Source organism: Stenotrophomonas maltophilia (assembly GCF_004920835.1).
In the GTDB taxonomy this organism is placed as follows: Bacteria; Pseudomonadota; Gammaproteobacteria; order Xanthomonadales; family Xanthomonadaceae; genus Stenotrophomonas; species Stenotrophomonas maltophilia_AQ.
Map to the genome: position 1 here is coordinate 106,444 of NZ_QFHO01000011.1, position 17,891 is coordinate 124,334.

General features: G+C 66.2%; 18 protein-coding genes. 6 read left to right on the forward strand and 12 right to left on the reverse strand.

Going from position 1 to position 17,891, the window contains the following annotated elements; all coding sequences use genetic code 11:
* Window positions 1–37 precede the first annotated feature (37 nt).
* The 5 genes from pstB to pstS (DI041_RS10305) form a co-directional block, all read right to left on the reverse strand.
* Window positions 38–868, reverse strand: a complete 831-nt coding sequence (pstB, locus tag DI041_RS10285; RefSeq protein ID WP_005408788.1) for a phosphate ABC transporter ATP-binding protein PstB — start codon at window positions 866–868, stop codon at window positions 38–40.
* A gap of 19 nt (window positions 869–887) precedes the next feature.
* Window positions 888–1,751, reverse strand: a complete 864-nt coding sequence (pstA, locus tag DI041_RS10290; RefSeq protein WP_004151398.1) for a phosphate ABC transporter permease PstA — start codon at window positions 1,749–1,751, stop codon at window positions 888–890.
* Complete coding sequence (gene pstC / locus DI041_RS10295; RefSeq protein WP_136640135.1) at window positions 1,751–2,707, reverse strand: phosphate ABC transporter permease subunit PstC; 957 nt, start codon at window positions 2,705–2,707, stop codon at window positions 1,751–1,753. Before pstC ends, pstA begins: the two co-directional genes overlap by 1 nt.
* A 37-nt stretch (window positions 2,708–2,744) precedes the next feature.
* The gene (gene pstS / locus DI041_RS10300) at window positions 2,745–3,833 is read right to left on the reverse strand and encodes a phosphate ABC transporter substrate-binding protein PstS (protein ID WP_065722382.1); all 1,089 of its coding nucleotides are present in this window, start codon (window positions 3,831–3,833) and stop codon (window positions 2,745–2,747) included.
* A gap of 323 nt (window positions 3,834–4,156) precedes the next feature.
* Window positions 4,157–5,173, reverse strand: coding sequence for a phosphate ABC transporter substrate-binding protein PstS (gene pstS / locus DI041_RS10305; protein WP_136638637.1), 1,017 nt, complete (start codon window positions 5,171–5,173; stop codon window positions 4,157–4,159).
* Between the two features lie 552 nt (window positions 5,174–5,725).
* Here pstS (DI041_RS10305) and DI041_RS10310 point away from each other — a divergent pair.
* Window positions 5,726–6,958 (forward strand): porin, encoded by a 1,233-nt coding sequence (locus DI041_RS10310; RefSeq protein ID WP_004151438.1) that lies wholly within the window; start codon window positions 5,726–5,728, stop codon window positions 6,956–6,958.
* 80 nt (window positions 6,959–7,038) lie between these two features.
* On the opposite strand, the gene nth is transcribed toward DI041_RS10310, so the two are convergent.
* Genes nth through DI041_RS10325 form a run of 3 tightly spaced genes read right to left on the reverse strand, consistent with a single transcriptional unit; the run spans window position 7,039 to window position 8,868 of the window.
* Window positions 7,039–7,728 (reverse strand): endonuclease III, encoded by a 690-nt coding sequence (gene nth, locus DI041_RS10315; RefSeq protein ID WP_046984941.1) that lies wholly within the window; start codon window positions 7,726–7,728, stop codon window positions 7,039–7,041.
* The gene (locus DI041_RS10320; RefSeq protein WP_136638636.1) at window positions 7,728–8,081 is read right to left on the reverse strand and encodes a hypothetical protein; all 354 of its coding nucleotides are present in this window, start codon (window positions 8,079–8,081) and stop codon (window positions 7,728–7,730) included. The genes nth and DI041_RS10320 overlap by 1 nt, the downstream gene beginning before the upstream one ends.
* A 4-nt stretch (window positions 8,082–8,085) precedes the next feature.
* Complete coding sequence (locus DI041_RS10325; RefSeq protein ID WP_136638635.1) at window positions 8,086–8,868, reverse strand: enoyl-CoA hydratase/isomerase family protein; 783 nt, start codon at window positions 8,866–8,868, stop codon at window positions 8,086–8,088.
* Between the two features lie 167 nt (window positions 8,869–9,035).
* On the opposite strand from DI041_RS10325, the gene DI041_RS10330 reads away from it, so the two are divergent.
* The 3 genes from DI041_RS10330 (at window position 9,036) to DI041_RS10340 (ending at window position 11,685) form a co-directional block, all read left to right on the forward strand.
* Complete coding sequence (locus tag DI041_RS10330; protein ID WP_004151465.1) at window positions 9,036–9,737, forward strand: FKBP-type peptidyl-prolyl cis-trans isomerase; 702 nt, start codon at window positions 9,036–9,038, stop codon at window positions 9,735–9,737.
* 245 nt (window positions 9,738–9,982) lie between these two features.
* A complete protein-coding gene (locus DI041_RS10335) occupies window positions 9,983–10,786 on the forward strand; it encodes a CoA pyrophosphatase (RefSeq protein WP_046984944.1) in 804 nt (267 codons plus the stop codon).
* Complete coding sequence (locus tag DI041_RS10340) at window positions 10,783–11,685, forward strand: sulfurtransferase (protein ID WP_136638634.1); 903 nt, start codon at window positions 10,783–10,785, stop codon at window positions 11,683–11,685. The genes DI041_RS10335 and DI041_RS10340 overlap by 4 nt, the downstream gene beginning before the upstream one ends.
* 326 nt (window positions 11,686–12,011) lie before the next feature.
* Here DI041_RS10340 and DI041_RS10350 read toward each other — a convergent pair whose 3' ends face one another.
* Entirely contained in the window at window positions 12,012–12,578 is a 567-nt protein-coding gene (locus tag DI041_RS10350) for an N-acetylmuramoyl-L-alanine amidase (protein ID WP_136638633.1), read from the reverse strand.
* 72 nt (window positions 12,579–12,650) lie between these two features.
* Between DI041_RS10350 and DI041_RS10355 the strand changes: the two genes are divergently transcribed.
* Window positions 12,651–13,178, forward strand: a complete 528-nt coding sequence (locus DI041_RS10355; RefSeq protein ID WP_100434353.1) for an alpha/beta hydrolase — start codon at window positions 12,651–12,653, stop codon at window positions 13,176–13,178.
* Window positions 13,179–13,322: 144 nt separating this feature from the next.
* Window positions 13,323–15,461, forward strand: a complete 2,139-nt coding sequence (gene rlmKL, locus DI041_RS10360) for a bifunctional 23S rRNA (guanine(2069)-N(7))-methyltransferase RlmK/23S rRNA (guanine(2445)-N(2))-methyltransferase RlmL (RefSeq protein WP_046984948.1) — start codon at window positions 13,323–13,325, stop codon at window positions 15,459–15,461.
* 120 nt (window positions 15,462–15,581) lie between these two features.
* On the opposite strand, the gene DI041_RS10365 is transcribed toward rlmKL, so the two are convergent.
* Genes DI041_RS10365 through DI041_RS10375 form a run of 3 tightly spaced genes read right to left on the reverse strand, consistent with a single transcriptional unit; the run spans window position 15,582 to window position 17,856 of the window.
* The gene (locus DI041_RS10365; RefSeq protein WP_046984949.1) at window positions 15,582–15,911 is read right to left on the reverse strand and encodes a DUF3325 domain-containing protein; all 330 of its coding nucleotides are present in this window, start codon (window positions 15,909–15,911) and stop codon (window positions 15,582–15,584) included.
* The gene (locus DI041_RS10370) at window positions 15,908–17,545 is read right to left on the reverse strand and encodes a PepSY-associated TM helix domain-containing protein (protein ID WP_136638632.1); all 1,638 of its coding nucleotides are present in this window, start codon (window positions 17,543–17,545) and stop codon (window positions 15,908–15,910) included. Before DI041_RS10370 ends, DI041_RS10365 begins: the two co-directional genes overlap by 4 nt.
* Window positions 17,542–17,856: a DUF3649 domain-containing protein gene (locus tag DI041_RS10375; RefSeq protein ID WP_046984951.1), complete on the reverse strand. Its 315-nt coding sequence runs from the start codon at window positions 17,854–17,856 to the stop codon at window positions 17,542–17,544. The genes DI041_RS10370 and DI041_RS10375 overlap by 4 nt, the downstream gene beginning before the upstream one ends.
* Window positions 17,857–17,891: the final 35 nt, after the last annotated feature.

Genomic DNA, 17,891 nt, shown 5'->3' on the forward strand with positions numbered 1-17,891 from the left:
CGTTGTCTGTAGAGTCGAGCCATGCTCGACTGACGTTTCAGCCGAAGCGACCGGTGATGTAATCCTCGGTCTGCCGCTGCGACGGCTGCGAGAAGATCACTTCGGTGCGGTCGTGCTCGATCAGGTCGCCCAGGTACATGAAGGCCGTGTAGTCGGACACGCGCGCGGCCTGCTGCATGTTGTGGGTGACGATGACGATGGTGTACTCGTGCTTGAGTTCTTCCACCAGCTGCTCGATGCGGCTGGTGGAGATCGGGTCCAGCGCCGAGGTCGGCTCGTCCAGCAGCAGCACCGACGGGCGCAGGGCCACCGCACGGGCGATGCACAGACGCTGCTGCTGGCCACCGGACAGGCCCAGTGCGCTCTGCCCCAGCTTGTCCTTCACTTCGTCCCACAGCGCGCCCTGGCGCAGCGCCTGCTCGACGCGGTCGGCCATGTCGGCCTTGCTCAGTTTCTCGTGGTGGCGGATGCCGTAGGCCACGTTCTCGAAGATGGTCATCGGGAACGGCACCGGCTTCTGGAACACCATGCCCACCTTGCTGCGCAGGCGGTTCATCGGGTACTTCGGCGACAGGATGTTCTCGCCGTCCAGCAGCACTTCACCACGCGCTTCCAGCTTCGGGTACAGCGCGTAGATGCGGTTGAAGATGCGCAGCAGGGTCGACTTGCCGCAGCCGGAGGGACCGATCAGCGCGGTCACGCGCTTTTCCGGAATCTCCAGGTTGATGCCCTTCAGGGCATGGAACTTGTCGTAGTAGAAGTCCAGTCCACGCGCAGCCAGCTTCACCGGCGACGGCGTGTGCAGGCTCTCGTGCGAGGACGGCACGGCGATGCGCTGCATCGGCACGGCGTTGGAAAGGTCGTTCATGGCGTTATCCACGGAAAGGTCAGTCATGGGAGATACGGTTGCGCAGCAGGATGCCGCGGGCGGCAAGGCTGACCAGCAACACGAAGACAGTCAGCACCAGGGCACCGGCCCAGGCCAGCACCTGCCAGGATTCATACGGGCTGCCGGCGAACTGGTTCATCACCACCGGCACCGAGGCCATCGGCTGGAAGATGTTGTTGTTCCAGTACTGGTTGCCGAAGGCAGTGAACAGCAGCGGTGCGGTCTCGCCGGAGATGCGGGCGAGTGCCAGCAGGATGCCGGTGATGATGCCGGCCGAGGCACTGCGGTACAGCACCTGCACGATCACCTTCCACTGCGGGATACCCAGCGACAGCGCCGCTTCACGCATCTGCGAGGGCACCAGGCGCAGCATCTCGTCGGTGGTGCGCACCACCACCGGCAGCACGATGAAGGCCAGCGACAGCGCACCGGCGAATGCCGAGAAGTTGCCGCCGGTCTGCATCACGTACAGCGTGTAGACGAACAGGCCGAGTACGATCGACGGCGCCGACAGCAGGATGTCGTTGACGAAGCGGACCACGGTGCCGGCCTTGCGGGCGTTGCCGTATTCGGCCAGCCAGGTGCCAGCCAGCACGCCCAGCGGGGTGCCGATGCCGATTGCCAGCGCACACATCACCGCGCTGCCGAAGAAGGCGTTGGCGAGACCGCCTTCCTGCATCGGCGGTGGCGTCATCTTGGTGAACAGATCCAGGTTGATGCCGGCCAGGCCCTTGGAGGCCAGGGTGAACAGGATCCAGCCCAGGAAGAACAGGCCGAACAGGGCGGTGGCGCAGGACGCGGCAATGGCGATGACATTGCCGATGCGGCGGCGCAGGTACAGCGAATCAGCGGTGCTGGACATCAGTTGCCCTCCTTGCGGGACAGGCGCATCAGCATCAGGCGGGCGATGGCCAGCACCACGAAGGTGACGATGAAGAGGACGAAGCCGAGCAGCAGCAGGGCCGAGCGGTAGGTTTCAGTGGCTTCGCCGAAATCATTGGCGATCAGCGCGGCGATGGTGGTGCCCGGTTCCAGCAGCGACGGCGACAGGCGCACGCTGTTGCCGATCACGAAGGCCACCGCCATGGTCTCGCCCAGGGCACGGCCGAGGCCGAGGAAGATGCCGCCGATCACCGCCGAGCGGGTGTAGGGCAGCACGATGTCCCAGCTCACTTCCCACTTGGTGGAACCCAGCGCATAGGCCGATTCCTTCAGGCGGGTCGGCACGGTCAGGAACACTTCGCGCATCACCGAGGAGATGAACGGAATGACCATGATGGCCAGCACGAAACCGGCGGTGAGCATGCCGATGCCCAGCGGCGGGCCCTGGAACATGGGACCGATGATCGGCCATTCGCCCAGGGTCTCGTTGAGGAACGGAGTGACGTACTCGGTCATCACCGGCACCAGCACGAACAGGCCCCACATGCCGTAGATGATCGAGGGAATACCGGCCAGCAGTTCGATGGCGGTACCGACCGGGCCACGCAGCCAGCGCGGCGCGACTTCGGTGAGGAAGAAGGCGATGCCGAAGCTGACCGGCACGGCGATGACCATCGCGATGGCGGCGGTGACCAGGGTGCCGTAGATCGGTGCGAGGGCACCGAACTTGTTTTCGACCGGATTCCAGTCGGCGGAGAAGAAGAAGCTCAGGCCCTGCATCTGCAGGGCATGGCGGCCGCCCCACAGCATCGACAGCGCGGCGCAGGCCAGGGCGATGAGGACGAAGATGACGGTGCCGACCAGCACCCATCGGAACAGTTTGTCGTTGCGGGCATCACGCGCATCACGCGTGGACGGGGCGGCACGGCGTGGCAGAGGCGGTGCCCGCGCAGGGCGGGCACCGTCATGTCCATCACTTCAGGTCGGTCGCCCAGTAGGCCTCGATCTGCTTGACCAGGTCGGCCGGCAGCGGCACGTAGTGCAGCTCGTTGGCCTGGGCCTGGCCGTTCTCGAAGGCCCACTTGAAGAAGGCCAGGGTGTCCTGGTTGCGCTTGGCATCCTTCGGCTGCTTCTGCATCAGCATGAAGTTGGTGGCGGTGATCGGCCACGCCTGCTCGCCCGGGGCGTTGGTGATGACCAGGTTGAAGTCCTTGGCGCTGGCCCAGTCGGCGCTGGCGGCCGCAGCGGCGAAGGTTTCCGCGCTCGGCTCGACCCAGTTGCCGGCGGCGTTTTGCATGGCGGTGTACGGCATGCCGTTCTGCAGCGCGTAGGCCAGTTCGACGTAGCCGATCGAACCCTTGATCTGCTTCACGTACGAGGCGACGCCTTCATTGCCCTTGCCACCGACGCCGTCCGGCCACTGCACCGAGGTGCCTTCGCCGACCTTGGTCTTCCACTCCGGGCTGACCTTGGACAGGTAGTTGGAGAAGTTGAAGGTGGTGCCCGAACCGTCCGAACGGTGGACCAGAGTGATCTTGCCGTCCGGCAGCTTCACGCCCGGGTTGGCGGCGACGATGGCCGGGTCGTTCCAGGTCTTGACCTTGCCCAGGAAGATGTCGGCCAGCAGGGCGCCGCTCAGGCGCAGCTTGCCGCCTTCCAGGCCTTCGATATTGACCACCGGGACCACGCCGCCGATGGCGGACGGGAACTGCGCCAGGCCGGCCTGGGCCAGCTCTTCGCTGCTCAGCGGCTTGTCGGAGGAACCGAAGTCGACCGTGCCGGCCTTGATCTGGGCGATGCCGCCACCGGAGCCGATCGACTGATAGTTGATCTTGGCACCGGTGCTGGCGTTGTAGTCAGCCGACCACTTGGAAACCAGCGGGAAGATGAAGGAAGCGCCGGCACCGGACACTTCGGCGGTCACCTTGGCACCGGCAGCGGCCGGGGCGGCGGCACCGTCGGCAGCCGGCTGCTGCGCGGCCTGCTTGTCGCCACCGCAGGCCGACAGGCCCAGGGCGATGGCCAGGGAAAGGGCGGCGAGGCCGGCCGAGTGCAGTTTCATGGTCACTCCATAGCGGGGTAGAGCCGACGGCGTCGGCGGATGCGGCTATGAAATGATGTTTTTGTTACAGCCGTATTACGGCCATGACAGAGGTGTCCTCGATCACGTTCCGACAAGGGTTTCACAGGGCTGGCTCCGACCCGGCAGGGGCCCGGAGACCCCGGATCTGCGCACCGACTCAACTACGGACCAGCGACAGCGCAGCGCCTTTCACGACCAACCCCAAAAAACAAGAAGAGCGCGAGATCTCGAGGATCTCGCGCCCGGGTGGGATCGGCGGGGGAGAGAGGGCCCGCCGATCCCATTCCTGCGGGGGAACGCGCTTACTTCAGGTTCTGCGTCCAGTAGGTCTCGATCTGGCGCACCAGGCTGTCCGGCAGCGGCACGTAGTCCAGCTGGCGGGCCTGGGCGTCGCCGCTCTTGTAGACCCAGCGGAAGAACTCCTGGGTGGCCTTGCCGTTGGCAGGGTTCTTCGGCTTCTTGTGCACCAGGATGAAGTTGGTGGCGGTGATCGGCCAGGACTCGGCGCCTGGCGCGTTGGTCATCACCAGGTAGAAGTCCTTGGCGCTGGCCCAGTCGGCGCTGGCAGCGGCGGCGGCGAACGAGGCGTCGCTCGGCTGCACGAACTTGCCGGCAGCGTTCTTCATGGCGGTGTACGACAGCTTGTTCTGCAGTGCGTAGGACAGTTCGACATAGCCGATGCCCCCCTTGATCTGCTTCACGTAGGCAGCAACGCCTTCGTTGCCCTTGCCACCGATGCCGGCCGGCCACTGGACCGAGGTGCCTTCACCGACCGAGGTCTTCCACTCCGGGCTGACCTTGGACAGGTAGTTGACGAAGTTGAAGGTGGTGCCCGAACCATCCGAACGGTGCACGACGGTGATCTTGGCGCTCGGCAGGGTCACGCCCGGGTTCAGCGCAGCGATGGCCGGGTCGTTCCAGGTCTTGATCTTGCCCAAGAAGATGTTTGCCAGCACGGTGCCGTCCAGCTTCAGCGCGCCCGGAGCGATGCCGGCAACGTTGACCACCGGCACCACGCCGCCGATCACCGACGGGAACTGGGCCAGGCCCGCAGCGGCCAGTTCTTCCGGCTTCAGCGGGGCGTCGGAGGAGCCGAAATCAACGGTCTTGGCCTTGATCTGGGCGATACCACCACCGGAGCCGATCGACTGGTAGTTGACCTTGTTGCTGGTGGCGGCGTTGTAGTCGGCCGACCACTTCGACATCACCGGGTAGATGAACGAGGCGCCCGCACCGGTGATTTCAGCGGCGTTGGCGGCGAACACGGACGACGCTGCGAAGACGGCAACGGCAACGCGCGACTTGAAGGCGTGGATCACGGGGTGGCTCCTGGGTTGATTGGGATGCGGGGTTACCCGCCCGGCGCACATTCCATAACGGTTCGATGACAGCGCAGGGACCGTTGTATGACGCAACCGTTACAGCGTTGTCCGGCACCCGCACAGCAGGGGTGTGAAGGTTCTGCGTACCGCTGGCAACGTGATGACCGATGCGCCGGAGACGGGCGTGGCCCAGTTGCGATCACGCTCTATATGTCGCTGATGGCCTGTCCGGAGTGGCCGTCAATGCCGTCGCGGCCTGGCATTCCGCAGTGATGCCGCGTCATCCACGCGAAACCAGCGGTGCCGGTGAAGGTCCCGCAGCGACAGGTCCGCGCATGAACGCTGATACGTGACGCCATATGCCGCAAGGGATCGACAAGGATGTGGCGGCAAATGAGTCGTGCGCATGACCGCACGAAGAAATCTGTGGTTGGTGCTCAGGTTGTCATTCGGCTGTCATGGTTTTAACGGAATGTTCGCAAAACGCTTGACCGGCCTGCCGGCGTGGCGTTCTGCCCAAGCCATTCCAACCCTCTGGAGAAATCCAAAATGCGTTCCCATTTGCTCGCCGCCGCGGTCGTTGCAAGCCTCGGTCTGGTTTCCGCCGACGCCTTCGCAGCTCCCGCCAGCACGGGCGTATCCCAGGCACAGCTGCAGCAGCTGCAGGCGCAGATCGCTGCCCTGCAGGCCCAGGTCCAGCAGCTGCAGAACGATTCGCAGGCGCTGCAGGCACAGTCCGATGCGCAGTCCGAAGTGAACATCACCCAGGCCCAGGCTCTGGAAGGTGCACAGAAGACCCAGACCAGCGTCGACAAGCTGGCCAAGCTGGTCAATGACAACAAGATCGGCGGTCGCATGTTCTTCGACCTGACCAACATCGACAAGACCAGCAACGGCAAGGACACCGCCGCCAGCGGCACCGGTCTGGACGTCAAGCGCTTCTACCTGACCGTCGACCACAAGTTCAACGACATCTGGTCGGCCAACCTGACCACCGACTTCCAGTACAGCTCGGCCATCGGCAACACCGAACTGTTCGTCAAGAAGGCCTACGTGCAGGGCAGCTTCGACCCGGCCTTCAACCTGCGCGTCGGTGCCGCCGACATGCCGTGGATCCCGTACGTCGAGAAGTTCTACGGCATGCGTTATGTCGAGAACACCCTGACCGATCGCCTGAAGTACGGCAACTCGTCCGACTGGGGCCTGCATGGCTTCGGCAACCTGGGCAACAACTTCAACTACGCGGTCTCGGTCGTGTCCGGCGCCGGCTACAAGAACCCGACCCGCAGCAAGGGCATGGACGTGGAAGGTCGTGCGGCCTATACCCCGAACGAGAACTTCGTGGTTGCCGTCGGTGGCTACAGCGGCAAGCTGGGCAAGGAAACCGACATCCAGAGCGCCGAGAACACCTACACCCGCGCCAATGCGATGGTCGCCTACGCCAGCAGCGACTTCCGCGTCGGTGGCGAGTACTTCCAGGCCAAGAACCTCAACAACGTGATGACCGTTGCTACCGACAAGACCAGCGGCTGGTCGGTGTGGGGCAGCGTGCGCGTCACCGACGGCGGCATCAACGTGTTCGGTCGTTACGATGACACCGACGTCAGCAAGACCCTGGACCCGACCCTGAGCGACAAGTACTGGAACGTCGGTGTCGAGTTCCCGGTCATGAAGAACCTCAAGCTGTCGACTGTGTACAAGTACACGCACCTGGCCAACGCCGGCGACAAGAAGAACGACAAGACCAAGGAATTCGGCGTCTGGGGCGACCTGTCGTTCTGATCACCTGAAGCACCTTGTCTGCAAACGAAGACGGCGGGCCTTGTGCCCGCCGTCTTTGTTCTGTCACACCACGAACGCGGTCACGCCTCGGCCGTGGTCTTTTCCTTGAACCGGCACAGGTCGGCGATCACGCAGCCCGGGCAATCCGGCTTGCGCGCCTTGCATACATAACGTCCGTGCAGGATCAGCCAGTGATGCGCGTCGAGCAGGAACTCGGCCGGAATGGCCTTCACCAGTTTGTCTTCCACTTCGCGCACATTCCTGCCTGGTGCCAGGCCGGTGCGGTTGGAGACGCGGAATATATGCGTGTCCACCGCCATCACCGGCTCACCGAACGCAGTGTTGAGCACCACGTTGGCGGTCTTGCGGCCCACGCCCGGCAGCGCTTCCAGTTCATCGCGATCGCGCGGAACTTCACCGCCGTGCTTCTCCAGCAGGATCGCGCAGGTGGCGATCACGTTCTTTGCCTTGGCATTGAACAGACCGATGGTGGCGATGTACTGCTTCAGTCCGTCCTCGCCAAGTGCGAGGATCTTTGCCGGGGTATTGGCCACCGGGAACAGGCGGCGCGTGGCCTTGTTGACGCCCACGTCGGTGGCCTGCGCCGACAGCGCGACCGCCACCAGCAGTTCGAACGGCGAGCTGTATTCCAGCTCGGTCTTCGGGTGCGGATTGAGTTCGCGCAGCCGGGTGAACATTTCCACCACGTCGGCGCGCGGCATCACGCTGCCACGGCGCGCAGGTGCGCGCGCGGTCTTCTTCGCGGCCATTACTGTTCCTTGCCGGTGGCGCGGGCCTTGGCCCGGGCGAGAATCGCGGCCGCTGCGGCGGGCAGTGCGGGCTTCATATCCGGTGCTGCGGCGGGCGTGCGCCTTGCGTCGCGTTCGGCCTCACGCCGCGCCAGACGCACGGCACGGGTGCGGTAGCGTTCGCGTGCGGCCCAGGCGTTCTGCAGCTGCTGCTGGGCCTGGTGCAGGCGTTGTGGAAGCTCCGGGTGGCCGGGTACCAGCTGTTCGTCGCCGGTACGGGCCACATAGTCCATCAGGCCGGCCTGCAGGGCGCCATCGAGATCGTCTGCCTGGACCCGGGCGAACAGTTGCGCGGGGTTGGGTCGGGATGCCATGGCGTCAGCGGTTCTGGAAGGCCGGCGGGCGGCGCTGCAGGAACGCGCTGGTTCCTTCGCGCATGTCCTCGGTGGCGAACAGCAGGCCGAACTGCGCGCTTTCGTACTCCAGCCCCGCTTCCAGGCTGCATTCGCCACCCACGTGCACGGCATCAAGCAGGCCGCGCAGGGCCAGCGGCGCCGAGCGCGCCAACTGGCGGGCGACGTCCTGCACGCGATTGTCCAGTTCGGCGGCGGGGACCACCTCGTTGACGATGCCCAGTTCCAGCGCACGCGCCGCGTTGATCGGAGCACCCAGCAGGCACAGTTCCAGGGTGGCGGCGCGGCCGCACAGGCGCAGCAGGCGCTGGCTGCCACCAAAGCCGGGAATCAGGCCAAGGTTGATTTCCGGTTGGCCGACCTTGGCGCTATCGGCGGCGATGCGCAGGTGGCAGGCCATCGCCAGTTCCAGCCCGCCGCCCAGCGCAAAGCCGTTCACACGGGCGATGACCGGCTTGGGCATGCGTTCGATCTGGCGCATCAGCGCCTGGCCCAGCAGCGAGAAATCACGTCCCTGAACCGCACTGAGTGTGTTCATTTCGGCGATGTCGGCGCCCGCCACGAAGGCCTTAGGGCCGGCACCGGTCAGCACCACCACGCGCACCTCCGGGTCGGCGGCGGCCGCGCTGAACGCCTCGGCCAGGGACTGCAGGGTCGCGGCGTTCAGGGCGTTGAGCTTGTCCGGGCGCTGGACGGTCACGGTGCGGATGGCGCCGTCGTCGGCGACAGCGATCAGGGCATCTGCCACGGGGAAACTCCAGAAACGTTAAAAAATAGTGATATTGAACTCTGCAAACGCAGACGGGTCATAGCCTGCATCGTGAGTAGCGGTTACACGTTGCGCCCGTTATCCTAACCCGTCGCCTCAGGGCGGCGCAGAACGTCCCTGAGTTACCACCCCTGGAGAACTGTTTGATGAAGTTGCGTTCTATCGCGGTCGCCGTCGCGGCCCTGGCCCTGACGGGCAATGCCTTCGCCCAGGACATCGCGTCCGAGAAGGGCAAGCTGAGTTATTACTTCGGTTACGACTACGGCAACAACCTGGCGGAGCTGACCGGTCGCGGTGAGCAGCTGGACATCAACTCGGTGGTGAAGGGCCTGCAGGACGCCTACGCCAAGAAGCAGCCGGCCATCACCGCCGAGCAGCTGAAGCCGGCCGTTGAAGCGTTCCAGAAGCGCGAGCAGGGCCGTGCCCAGGCTGCCAAGGCCGAGTACGAAAAGGCTGCTGCCGAAAACAAGACCAAGAGCGACCAGTTCATCGCGGCGAACAAGGCCAAGGCCGGCGTGCAGTCCCTGCCGAGCGGCGTCCAGTACCGCGTGGTCGAAGCCGGCAAGGGTGCCAAGCCGACCCAGGCCAGCACCGTGCAGCTGGAAGTGGCCGGTCCGTTCCCGTACGGCCAGCGCCCGACCGAAGCCCGCCCGGCCCAGCAGATCCCGTCGATCAAGGTCAGCGAAGTCGAAATGAAGGCCATGCGCGAGACCCTGCTGCAGATGCCGGCAGGCTCGAAGTGGGAAGTCACCCTGCCGCCGGACCAGGCCTACGGTGCCGACCCGCGCACCCCGTTCCCGCCGAACGTGGCTGTGCAGTTCGAGATCAAGCTGGTCAGCGTCAAGTAAGAAACAGCGTCAACATCAACGCGCCGGTGATCCCACCGGCGCGTTTTTGTTTGCGCGCGGTCGCAGAGTCGACTGTCAGTTGACTGCTCTGCGGCCAGCCTGGGGAAATCCCCGCGCTACGCGCGATAGTCGACTGACAGTCGACTCTACCGTTCACGCTCCACCTCGCAGCCAGCGTGCCGAGCGCCGCATCTTCACCCCGCGCAAATCCAGCCTAATCGCGCTACTGTTGCCGGGTGCAAACAATGGAAGAAACGGCGCGTGTTGTCGCAAGTCCCTGCATCGGCGTGTGCAAGCTGGATCCAGACCGGCAGTGCACCGGCTGCGGGCGCCATCTCGATGAAATCGCACGGTGGTCGTCGATGAGCAACGACGAACGCAGTCGCATCCTGCATCGCGTGCAGCCATTGCGCGAACAACTCCAGCAATCCCTGCGCGGCTCACTGGCCGACCATCACCGTCTGATGCGCGCGCTGCATCCGCTGGCCGATCCCCCCGCGGGCGATGGCTGGAACCGCAGCGAACTGATCGACCTGCTGCCGCCGGGACCGCCAGTGGAAGCGGCGGTGCTGGCCGGTATCGTGCCGCGCGCCAACGGTGCACAGGTGATCCTCACCCGCCGCACCGAAACCCTGCGCACGCATGGTGGCCAGGTTGGATTCCCCGGTGGTCGTACCGAACCCGATGACCGCGACGCACTGGCGGCCGCACTGCGCGAGAGCCAGGAAGAGATCGCGTTGGCACCTGGCCAGGTGCAGGCATTGGGCTATCTCGATCCGTTCGTGACCATCACCGGCTACCGGGTCACCCCGGTGGTGGCGGTGGTCGATCCGGATTTCGTGCCGGTGCCGCAACCCAGCGAAGTGGCCGAGGTGTTCGAGGTGCCGCTGGACTACCTGATGGCCGCCGACAACCTGCGCCAGGTCGAAATCAATCATCGCGGCCGCGTCCGCCACGTCCTCGAATACGGCTGGCCGGGCCAGCGTATCTGGGGGGCGACCGCGGCCATCCTGTACAACCTGCGTCGCCGCCTGGAGCAAGTGCAATGAAGCCGATCGATCCGCCGTGGACCACCCTGGTCGATGTCGCCACCCTGGCCGCTGCCCTGGGCGAGGACGTACGCGTGGTCGACGCGCGTGCCACCGCCAGCACGGCAGTGCGCGTGGTCGATGCGCGTTCCTCGCTGGCCGATCCGCAGGCCGGCAGCGGCCAGTACCTTGCGGGGCATGTTCCGGGCGCGGTGTATGCCGATCTCAACCGCGATCTGTCCGATCTGGGGCGCGTCGGCCACGGCCGCCATCCGTTGCCGGACAGCGATGCCTTTGCCGCGACGCTGGGTCGATGGGGTATCGGTCCCGACACACAGGTGGTGGTCTACGACGGCAGCGACGGCAGCATGGCCGCCTCGCGTCTGTGGTGGCTGCTGCGCCTGATCGGGCACGACAAGGTGGCCGTGCTCGACGGTGGCATCGCCGCCTGGCAGGCCGCAGGTCATGCGTTGGCAACCGGCCAGGGCGAAGTAACGGCGCTGCCGGCTTACCCGGGCCGTTTCGAAACCGCTCAGATCGCCAATGCCGACGAAATCACCGCCCGTTTGAAGCATGCGCCGGGTTGGCTGGTCGACGCACGCGCGGGCGAACGCTTCCGTGGTGAAGTGGAGCCGCTGGATCCGGTCGCCGGCCATGTGCCCGGTGCGGTCAACCGTCCGTTTGCGCTGAACGTAGTCGACGGCCACCTGCGCGATGCACAGGAACTGCGTGCCGAACTGCAGGGCGTGATTGGTAACCGCGATCCGCAGCAGGTGGTGCTGATGTGCGGCTCCGGCGTGACCGCCTGCCACCTGTTGCTGGCGATGGAAGCGGCCGGTCTGTCCGGCGCACGCATCTATGCCGATTCCTGGAGCGGATGGGTGAGCGACAGCAGCCGCCCGGTCGCGACCGGCGCCTGAGCCGCGCGGGGTCGGATCAGTTTCCCAGCGGGAAACGGCTGTGCCCCCATCGACCGACCCCATCGAATGCAGATTGGGGTCAGAGCCCGTTGCGTAGCAACGGGATCCGACCCCGGGTATCCGGCAGATCGCGGAGATCTGTCGAAGGCGGGGTGGGTCCGGTTGCGAGGGTGTCCGCGGCATGGATGCCGCCGCCAAGCCCCCATGGACGGGTTTACGGCGTCCCTCGCAACCGGACCCACCTCGCCATCCCACGCAATGCCAGCGTTTGACGTTGACGTTGACGTTGACGTTGCCTCTGCAGGTGCAGGGCGCAGCCCTGCTGCTTACTCCAACCCCTGCAGCGGCACCTTCGCCAGAATCCGTGCCCACGGGAACAACGGCCCCGGGTCGCGCTTGCGCGCCACCATCAGCGCCGGGTCATCGCTGGCCGGCACCTGCTCCAGGTCCAGCTGGTCGTGCCCGGCAATCCGCCGCAGCGACGGAAAGCGCGCTACCAGCGCCAGCAGCAGCTGCTCCAGCGCCTGCAGCTGCGCCTCGGTGTAGGGTTCGTCCATCGCCTGCTGGCGGCTGTCGAACCAGTGCGGGTAGCGGCCGGTATTGACCAGCTCGATGCCCAGCGTGTGTGCGTTCATGCCGCGCACGTGGTGGGCCACGCGTTCCGGTGCCACGTACTGCACCACGCTGCCATCGCGGTCGATGTAGAAGTGACCGCTGTTGCCGGCGCCGCTGTCGTACAGCACGCGCTCGCCGTACTCGCGGGCCATCGCCAGATCGGGCAGCTCGGTGCAGTGGATCACCACCATCTCCAGCGTGGCCGGGTCGCGCAGCGGCAGGCGGTCTTGGTAGGGCAGGGGCTGCAGCTGCAGGCCGGGCAGGAGCGGGTTGGGCATCTGGCGATGCTAGCATTGCGGCATGAACCTGCCTTTCCTTTCCTCGTTGGCCCGCTCGCCTGGAGCGCGCGCATGAGCCGCGGCCATTGCATCCTGTCCCACGGTTTCGAGAGCGGCCCGGAGGCGACCAAGGTCACCGCGCTGGCCGACGTGGCGCAGCGCCTGGGCTGGACCCATGAGCGCCCGGACTACACCGACCTGGACGCGATGAGCGAGGTCAGCCGGGTGGGCGACGTGCCGACCCGCCTGCGCCGCCTGGTCGAACGCACCGCCATCGCCGCCCAGCAGGGCCCGGTGGTGCTGGCCGGCTCCAGCCTGGGCGCCTATATCTCCGCCATCGCCTCGTTGCAGGTGCCGGTGGCCGGCCTGTTCCTGATGGTGCCGCCGACCACCATGGGCCCGATGCCGGCGCTGGACGCCGCGCCGGTGCCGACCACGGTGGTGCAGGCCTGGCATGACGAGGTGGTGCCGGCCGCAGGCGTGATTGCCTGGGCCCAGGCGCGTTCGGCGCAGCTGCTGCTGGTCGACGACGGCCACCGCCTGGAACGGCATGTGGAGGCCTCTGCGCAGGCCTTCGAGCGCCTGTTGCGCCAGCTGTGAAGCCCGGGCGCACGGCGCGCCCGCCCGCATTGACTACAATGGCAGCCCCGCCGCCCCCGGCGCGGGCCTGCCGGCCGTGTCCACGGCCCTCCCTCTTGAATGGCCCGGCTTCCTGCCGTGCCTGACCACCTGTGAACCGATCCCGTGAAATTTTTTGTCTCCTGCGCCAAGGGCCTGGAATACCTGCTTGCCGATGAGCTGTCGGCCCTGGGCCTGGAAAAGGCCACTGCTACCATTGCCGGCGTCAACGCCGAGGGCGAACTGGAGCAGGCGCTGCGGATCGTGATGTGGTCGCGCCTGGCCAGTCGTGTGCTGTGGCCGATCGATGCGTTCGAGTGCCCGGACGAGCAGGCCCTGTACGACGGCGTGCGCGCCCTGCCGTGGCACGAGCACATCAAGCCGGAAATGACCCTGGCGGTGGATGCGCACGTGTCCGGCGACAAGATCACCCATGCGCGCTTCGCTGCGCAGCGGATCAAGGACGCCATTGTCGACCGCATGCGTGACGAAGGCCTCGAGCGCCCTTCGGTCAACACCGACCTGCCGGACGTGCGCGTGAACCTGTCACTGCGCAAGGGCCGTGCCTCGCTGTCGATCGACCTCGGCGGCGGCTCGCTGCACCGCCGTGGCTGGCGAGGTGCCGCCCACGAGGCGCCGCTGAAGGAAAACCTGGCTGCCGCGCTGCTGCTGCGTGCGCAGTGGCCGCGCCTGCACGCCGCCGGTGGTGGCCTGCTGGACCCGATGTGCGGCAGCGGCACGCTGCTGATCGAAGGTGCGCTGATGGCCGCCGACGTTGCGCCCGGCCTGATGCGCCACGGCAGCCTGCCGCCGAGCCGCTGGCTGGGCTTCGACAAGGCCGCCTGGAAGACCATCCAGAGCGAGGCACGTGACCGCGAAGCAGCTGGCCTGGCCGCGCTGAAGCCGGTCATCCACGGTAGCGACATCGACCCGACCGCGATCCAGGCGGCGCGCGAGAACGCTGAAGTTGCCGGCGTCGCCCACGCCATCCGTTTCACTCGCGCAGACGTAGCCGACCTGGCTGCGCCGGAGCAGGAAATTGGCGCGGTAGTCTGCAATCCGCCGTACGACGAGCGCCTGGCCGCCGATCCGGCGCTGTACCGTGCGCTGGGCAACGCGCTGCAGAAGGCGGTGCCGCAGTGGCGTGCGAGCCTGCTGTGCGGCAACGACGAGCTGGCCTTTGCCACTGGCCTGCGTGCGGGCAAGAAGTACCAGATGTTCAACGGTGCGCTGGAATGCGCGCTGATCATCTGCGACCCGATCGCCGTGCCCGGACGCGACCCGGCTCAGCCGCGTGAGCTGAGCGAAGGCGCGCAGATGGTGGCCAACCGCCTGCGCAAGAACCTGAAGAAGTTCAAGAGCTGGCGCGCCCGGGAGGACATCACCTGCTTCCGTGCCTACGATGCCGACCTGCCCGAATATGCGGCGGCCATCGATGTCTACGAAGAAGACGGTGGTCAGCGCCGCACCTTCCTGCACGTGCAGGAATATGCCGCGCCGGCCGCGATTCCAGAGAACGACGTGCGTCGCCGCCGCAACGAACTGCTGGCCGCTGCACGGGAAGTGTTCGGCGTGCCGCCGGAGCAGGTGTCGATGAAGTCGCGCGAGCGCGGCAAGGGCGGCAGCAAGTACGGCCGTTTCGAACAGCGTGATGAATTCATCGTGGTGCGCGAGAACAATGCGCTGCTGCAGGTGAACCTGTTCGACTACCTTGATACCGGCCTGTTCCTCGATCATCGCCCGCTGCGCCGGATGATGGCCGAGCAGGCGCGTGGCAAGCGTTTCCTCAACCTGTTCTGCTACACCGGCGTGGCCAGCGTGCAGGCCGCCGTGGCCGGCGCGGCCAGCACCACCAGCGTCGATCTGTCGGCGACTTACCTGCAGTGGTGCTACGACAACCTGGCGTTGAACGGGCAGGGCGGCAACCAGCACCTGCTGGTGCAGGCCGATGCGATGGCATGGCTGGAAGGTGACCGCGGGCAGTACGACGTGATCTTCTGTGACCCGCCGACGTTCTCCAACTCCGCGCGTGCCGACGACTTCGACGTGCAGCGCGAGCAGCTGAAACTGCTGCGCGCAGCAGTGGCGCGACTGGCGCCGGGTGGCGTGCTGTATTTCTCCAACAACTTCCGCCGCTTCAAGCTGGAAGAGAACGCCATCGCCGAATTCGCCCAGTGCCGCGAGATCACCGCGCGCACCATCGGCCCGGATTTCGAGCGCAACGCGCGCATCCACCGCGCGTGGGAACTGAAGCGGTTGGGGTAAGCCGACGCCCGGGGTCGGATCCCCTGCGCAAAGCGCAGGGGCTCTGACCCCATCCGGATCTACGTACCAGGGGTCAGAGCCCTTGCGCTGCGCGCAAGGGATCCGGCCCCGGTGGCTCTGCTACACCAACGCCACCAGCAGCCCGATCACGGGCAGTGCCAGGGCCAGTGGTGCGATCCACTTCGGCCGGTACGGGTATAACCCGAACGACAACACCACGCCGCCCACGGTCATCACCCCCAGCCACAGTACCGGGCCCATTGCCCAGCCGTGGTCGACCACGCACAGTGCAAACGCTACCGTCAGTAGCACCCAACCCAGCACCCGCCATTGCGTGCGACGTGCCGGCGCGGCCGCGGCCTTGCCATGCAGGTCATGCTGGTGTTTCTCCATCGCCAGCGACAACGCGGTGAACGCAGAGAACGACAGGGTCAATGTGAGCAGCATCATGCACTGGCCTCCGCTTCGGCGGTTTCCGCAGCGTCCACCGGGGCCTTGGGTGCCGCTGCGGCGGCGGCACGCTTCTTCTTCTCGGCTGCAGACAGCGGTGGCGTCCAGCGCTGCATGCGCCAACCGCACAATGCCAGCATCGCACCGAAGGCGATCATCGACAGGTCAAAGCCGGCCAGCACCCAGTCGCCGTTGCGCAGGGTGTTGCCCAGGTGCGCATGCGTGGTCAGTGCATTGACCACCGGCACCAGCGCGAACGCGGCCGCGCCCAGGTACAGCTGCCATGCCCACATCATCCGCTTGGGCCAGATGAAGGCGGCCAGCAATGCCGCACCCCAGGCATAGAAGAACGTGTTGGCCTCGGCAGTGGAGCGTTCGGCGATGTCCAGCGGCAGCAGGCGATTGCCCCAGAAGTACGCGGCGAACGCGATCGGCAGGCCGGCGACGGTGCCGATGTTCAACGCGTCGACCAGGCGCAGGCCGAAGCCGATGCGGCCACTCTTGGCGTGCTTGGGTCGTTCCTTCACCGCCCACAGCACCACGCCGCTGGCGACCATCAGGCAGCCGACCAGGCCGGACAGGAAGAACAGCGCACGCAGGCCCCAGTCGGCGAAGCGCGCCAGATGCAGGCCGTACAGCACACCACGGGTAGCGGTGGCGCCTCCGGACGGCGGCGTCTCTTCCAGCAGCGTGCCGTTGACCATGTCGTAGCGCACGGCCGGGGTGTCGGTGGACAGGCGCTTGCCGTCACGCTGGCGGATGTCGATCACCGCATTGGCGGCGCCCGGATTGGACACAGTGAAACCGGCCACTTCCACGCCGTGCCAGTGTGCACGCGCGCTGTCCAGCAGCTGCGCGATCGGCAGCGGCGTGGCGTGGCCTTCGGCAGGTGCAGTCACCTCCGGCATGCCGCCGAAGGCTTCGCTGAAGAACTTGTCCTCGTCCTGTGGGTAGGCGACTTTCACCCCCCACGGCAGGTACATGATCATCAGGGTGACGATGCCGGTGTAGGTGATCATCGCGTGGTAGGGCAGGGCCATCACCGCGCTGACGTTGTGGAAATCGAGCCAGGACCGCAGGCCCTTGTCCTTGCGGAAGGTGAAGAAGTCCTTGAAGATTTTCTTGTGGGTGATGACGCCGGTGATGATTGCCACCAGCATGAACATCGCGCAGAAGCCGACCAGGTAGCGCGCCCACAGCACCGGGATGTAGTGCAGGTCGAAATGAAGGCGGTAGAAGAAATCACCGCCTCGGGTCTCGCGGGCCTTCAGTGCCTGCCCGGTGTTCGGGTCCAGTGTTGCGTCGCCGAAGCCACCGCGACGGCCACGGCTGGGTTCGGCCAGCTCCGGCGGCAGCCGCCAGAACATCTGCATGGCGGGGTTGCGCGGCTGCGGCAACGTTACGAACCAGTTCTCGGCCTGCGCGGCATTGGCCTGCAGGTAATCCACGGCACGCTGCGCGGCGACGTCGATGCTGACGTTGCTGGAGGGCAGCTCAGGACGCATCCAGCGGCTGATTTCCTCGCGGTAGTAACTGGCCGTGCCGGCCATGAAGATCAGCAGGAGCAACCAGCCGACCAGCAGGCCGGTCCAGGTGTGCAGCCAGGCCATCGACTGGCGGAATCCATTCTTCATGCCCAGGCCCCCAGCATGCGCGCGATGGCTGCCATCAGCAGGGTGGGGGCGAGGATGCCGACCCACGCACGCAGCGCGCTGCGGGTGGCGAACGCCCACAGCGCCGCACAGGCGGCCACCAGAATGGCCAGCAGCATGCCGGTCAGCACGGTCTGGCCACGCGCGCCGGGCAGCGCCACCGCGCAGAACACGCTGGTCACCGCGGCCAGCGCGTAGCCACCGAAGATCGCCGCCAGCGAGCGTGACAGCACGCCCCAGCGCGGGTTGGAGAAGAAGGTGCGGGGGCTGGCGGTTGCGGGCGAGCGGTCCACGGCGTTCCTGCAGGTTTCAGTGAAAAGGAACCGGC